At 36.7% G+C, this 4752-nt stretch carries 3 protein-coding genes and 1 pseudogene; all 4 read right to left on the bottom strand.

All coding sequences use genetic code 11. The features are described 5' to 3' along the window. Window positions 1-237: 237 nt before the first annotated feature. The 4 genes and pseudogenes from AC6F8J_RS14875 to AC6F8J_RS14860 all read right to left on the bottom strand — a co-directional run bounded on the left by AC6F8J_RS14875 (window position 238) and on the right by AC6F8J_RS14860 (window position 4165). Window positions 238-1984: pseudogene (locus AC6F8J_RS14875) on the bottom strand (ABC transporter ATP-binding protein). A gap of 15 nt (window positions 1985-1999) precedes the next feature. Next, window positions 2000-3697 carry an ABC transporter transmembrane domain-containing protein gene (locus tag AC6F8J_RS14870; protein ID WP_500724408.1) on the bottom strand — a complete coding sequence of 566 codons (1698 nt, stop codon included), beginning with the start codon at window positions 3695-3697 and terminating at the stop codon, window positions 2000-2002. 90 nt (window positions 3698-3787) lie between these two features. Beyond that, window positions 3788-4006 (bottom strand): hypothetical protein, encoded by a 219-nt coding sequence (locus AC6F8J_RS14865; protein WP_500724407.1) that lies wholly within the window; start codon window positions 4004-4006, stop codon window positions 3788-3790. A 27-nt stretch (window positions 4007-4033) separates the two neighbouring features. Further along, window positions 4034-4165 (bottom strand): hypothetical protein, encoded by a 132-nt coding sequence (locus tag AC6F8J_RS14860; protein WP_500724406.1) that lies wholly within the window; start codon window positions 4163-4165, stop codon window positions 4034-4036. Window positions 4166-4752: the final 587 nt, after the last annotated feature.

Raw genomic sequence — 4752 nt, 5'->3', positions numbered from 1 at the left:
AACCTGCGCTTAATACCATAAGGTCCATATTATGGTTTTGTGTCCAAGTATCAAAGTTCTTAAAACTTGGATCGATGGTTACTTTTGATAAGATCTCATCATGTTCTGCTTGTGTAAAGGAGTGCCATGTAAATATATGGTCTTTCATTTTTTTGTCCCCTTTTTTTAATCTGACTTTACTATACCATAATACCTACGAATTTGAAAAGGATTGCGCCGTTAAAGTGGTGTAAATACTTATGCACCTGCTTTAAATTGTGCCATGTAGAGGTTATAATAAATACCTTCTTCTTGTAATAATTGATCGTGGCTGCCGGATTCTAATATACCTTGGTTGTCTACAACAAAGATACGATCTGCATTTTTTATTGTTGATGGTCTATGGGCGATGACAAAAGATGTTCTTCCTTCTAACAAAGCCTCAATCCCTTTTTGCACCAATTTTTCTGTATGAGTGTCAATACTGGAAGTAGCTTCGTCTAAGATTAGAATCTTAGGTCTTGATAACATGGTTCTTGCAAAAGCAATCAATTGTCTTTCCCTACAGATAGCTTTGTACCTCTTTCATTCAGTTTGGTGTCGTAAACTTTTTCACAGGCCATAATGAATGTATGGGCGCTGACGCTTTTGGCTGCTTCAATGATTTCTTCATCGCTTGCATCCAACTTACCATAACGAATATTATCTTTGATGGTGCCTGAAAACAAAAATGTATCTTGGGTCATAATACCCATCTGACTTCTAAGGCTCTCTATGTTCACTTTGGCGATGTCCAGATCATCAATAAGGATTCTTCCTTCTTGAATGTTATAAAAACGACTCATCAGGTTAATGATGGTAGATTTTCCACCCCCGCTTTTACCTTAAAACTGACATTCTCTAGCACCACGGTTTCTTCTTCATATCCGAAGGTGACATGTTCAAATTCTACTTGGCCCTCAATGGGTGGCATCATAGCCGCTTCTGTCTCATCCACAACATCCGGAAGCATATCCATGATCTCAAAAATCCGTTCTGCTCCGGCTAGGTTCATGATCAGTTGGTTGTAAAAGTTACTAAGGTTCATAATCGGGTTCCAGAACATGGTGATATAGGCAGTAAAAGCAATCAAAGTACCTACTTCTAAAGTACCTGCACTGCTTAGAGAAACGCCAATGTAAAATACAAGGGCTGTTCCTGCTCCCCATGATATTTCCACAATTGGCCAAAATAAGTCATTGAGCACAATAGCAGATACAAAGGATTGCTTGTGTTCTTCAAGTATTTCTTCAAAGTCCTCTGATGTTTTCTTTTGTGCTGTATAACTTTGTACCACCTTGATACCTGAGAAATCTTCATGGATAAAGGCGTTCATGGTAGAATTTTTCTTCCTGAAAATGCGCCATTTTTTGTGGGCTTTGATCTCACTTATGTACATCATACCGATTAAAAAAGGAAGCATAATAATGGCTGAAATGGCCAGTCTGGCGTTTAATAAAAACATGATGACCAAGGTAACCATAATCTGCAAAAAATCAGGTATTAAAGTGACGACGCCATTAATTAGAACATCCTTAAGGGAGTTAACGTCACCGACAACCCTCGCTAGTATCTTCCATGCCGGTCTTTTATCAAAGAAGTTAAAGGACAGGTCCTGAATGTGAGCATAGAGCTCTTGACGGATTTTCATAAGAACATCATTAGCTACCCTTGACATAATGACAATCCGCCATTTGATGGCAATCTTACTTAAAAAATTAATAACAATTGTTATGCCGGCCAACATGAGCAGACCTTTTATGTTCCCTGCTGCTACATATGTATCAATGGCAATCTTTATAAAGATTGGATTCACCACACTTACACCTACGATGAATAACATCAAGATCAATACTTTGATGACTTCTTTTTTATAATCTATTAGCCGTCCGAACAACCTTTTAATGGTTTCTATTTTGAGACTTTCTTCTAAATGTTCATCTTCCCTTATGCTGTCTAGTGCCATGAGGTCACCTCCCTTTTATGCCATATATCCTTCGTATTGTTCATTGAAGGTATTATAATATCGACCTTTTTGTTTTAGTAAGGATGCATGGGTACCCCGTTCTACGATTTCCCCATGGTCTAAAATAATAATTTCATCTGCTTCTTTGACCGCAGATATTCTATGAGCAACGATAATTTTTGTCACACCTTTTAATTTATTAACTTCTTTTTGAATCTCATGCTCCGTTTCCATATCAAGTGCAGAGGTAGCATCGTCCATAACCAGTATCTTTGCTTCTTTAGCAAAAGCTCTTGCAATACTAATCCTCTGCTTCTGACCACCGGACAAGCCGATGCCTCTTTCTCCAATAACAGTGTCATAGCTTCCTTCCATTCGATTAATAAAATCATGGGCTTCTGCTGCACTTGCTGATGCCAAGATATTATCCATGGCTAAAAACTTTTTGCTACCAAAATGGATGTTATTAAGTATAGAATCCGAAAATAAAAATACTTCCTGCATAACGACTGCGATCTTGCTTCTTAAGCTATCTAAGGTTAACCCTCTAATATCTCTACCATCTAATAAAACCTGTCCTTTGGTAGGGTCATAGAACCGTTCCAGTAAGTTAATAATGGAGGTTTTTCCTGATCCTGTTGTACCCATGATGGCCAGCATCTGTCCAGGCTTTACAGTAAAATTGATGTCTTTTAGGATCTCCTGACCTTTGAATGATAAGTGGACATGATTAAAGGTGATGCTTCCTAAGCAATGTTCTACGGACATTGCCTCCGGATGGTCTGTAATATCCGGTTGTTGATCAAATACTTTATCAATCTGTTTCATGGCACTAAAGGCTTCTGCCATAATACTGCTAATCCAACCAATCATTCGCATTGGCCATACAATCATGTAAGAGTAACCCATGAATTTTGCCAAAGTACCGATGGTGAGTGTTTCGTCGATGACAAATACGCCACCAAGTACAACAACCAATATAGGTATGATATCTGATATAAATTGAATATTAGGAAATCTTCTGCTCATGCTTTTGGCATAATCCATATTAAGGTCATAGTAGTCTTTATTTTGACTTAAGAATTTCTTTATTTCATGTTTTTCTCTTGCAAAGGCTTTTACCAATCTTACCCCTGCTATGTTTTCTTGAGCGGTTGTGTTAAGCTCTGCATTTTTTTCACTGATTTTTTCATAAACACCATCGATTTCTCGCTCTAGCTTGTAGGCGAAGTAGCCAATAAATGGCAAGCCGATAAAAGTGATAAGTGATAGTTTGACACTTATGTTTAGCATCAATATACAGGCGACCACCAGTACAATGAACATTTCAACGACCAGCATAATACCAAAAGAAATACCATGCCATATTTTATCTCCGTCATCTTTAAGCCTTGACATGAGTTCACCGGTATTTGTTTCTTCAAAGAAATTCTGAGAAAGACCTTGTATGTGATCAAAAAGATCTTTTCTAAGTGCTTTAATAATGTTCGCACCGGCAATGTCAAAGGTTAACTCCTTAAAATAGCCAAAAAAAGCCCGTCCCAGACTAATCATTAGGAGTAGAAGTATCAATGTCTGAAACATGGATACTTCACCACCTATGATGACTTCGTCAATGATTCTTCCTGTTATGATGGGACTGTTCATATCAAGGGCAATGGCCAATACCATCATCAGTGTACCTATTAGGTATAGGTACCAATATTTTATCATATATTTGATTGTTCTTTTCATATGCCTCACCTCTTTATATCAAGTCCTTAGGACTTCATCGCTTCTTAATTATCTTAACTGTTTTTGATTCTAAATTCGCTCATAGTTTTCATTTTCTCTTCTCCTTAAGCTTTTTGTTAGATCTTTGCTGGGCTGCTTGAAAATGCCTCCAAAAAATTTACGAACTTTCGTAAGTAGGATTCTAACCTTTTCTTTTCTGTCGTCCCCGTTTGCTTGATTAATTTCATACATTAAGTGGATGCTGTTCTTACCTTCTGTTTTACAATAACTGCGAATTTCTTGTTTCATGGTTCTTCCTCCTCTTGGCCTATAACCTTATGTATTGCTTGCGGTTATAATGCCTAAAAACTGCTGCTCATTGATTGTGATTGCTTTTTCTATAACACTGATCTTTCCAAAAGTCGGAAAAATAAGTTGAAAAAGCCATGGTATCTTGTTAGATGCCATGGCTTTTTATCGCTAATGGGTATAGGTCTAAGGATGACCTACTGCTTCCTCGCGTTTATTTTTCATTTTCTGAGTCTATCCTTAAAAATTCAAACTTACAAAAATGAAAAAGCCATGGGTTCTAGTCCCATGGCTCATTATATCTATGTTCATCTTGTTGATTGCAACTCACAACATAATGGTTGTAGGTTGGCAATCTTATTCATTGTCTTTTGACAATATCACGAGATGCTAGAAAAAGTGAGGTAGGGTCTAAATATTATTCTGTTGTCTTTTCTCGGTGTGTTCTTTAAAGTTTTCATGAATTCTACCTCCTTTTCTTTCTTATTTTTTAGTTAAGTTGCGTTGTCTTCAATATTTAATTATTGGTTAAGACGTCAAAACTATATAGTTGAACTTTCGCATACCATATATAGTTACGAATGCATCAACGTAATCTATATATTGTATGTGAATTTAGTGAAACTTAGTTTTGACCCTTTAACCATTATTCTATATATTTATTAAATATCCACACACTAATTGCATAAGAAATTCCAAATAGGATTAAGCTAAAGGGTAACATCAACAAAGCAGTATATCCTTTC

Source organism: Petrocella sp., assembly GCF_059865615.1.
The sequence above is the reverse complement of the archived record's forward strand: the minus strand, read 5'-3'. Positions and strand labels throughout refer to the sequence as shown.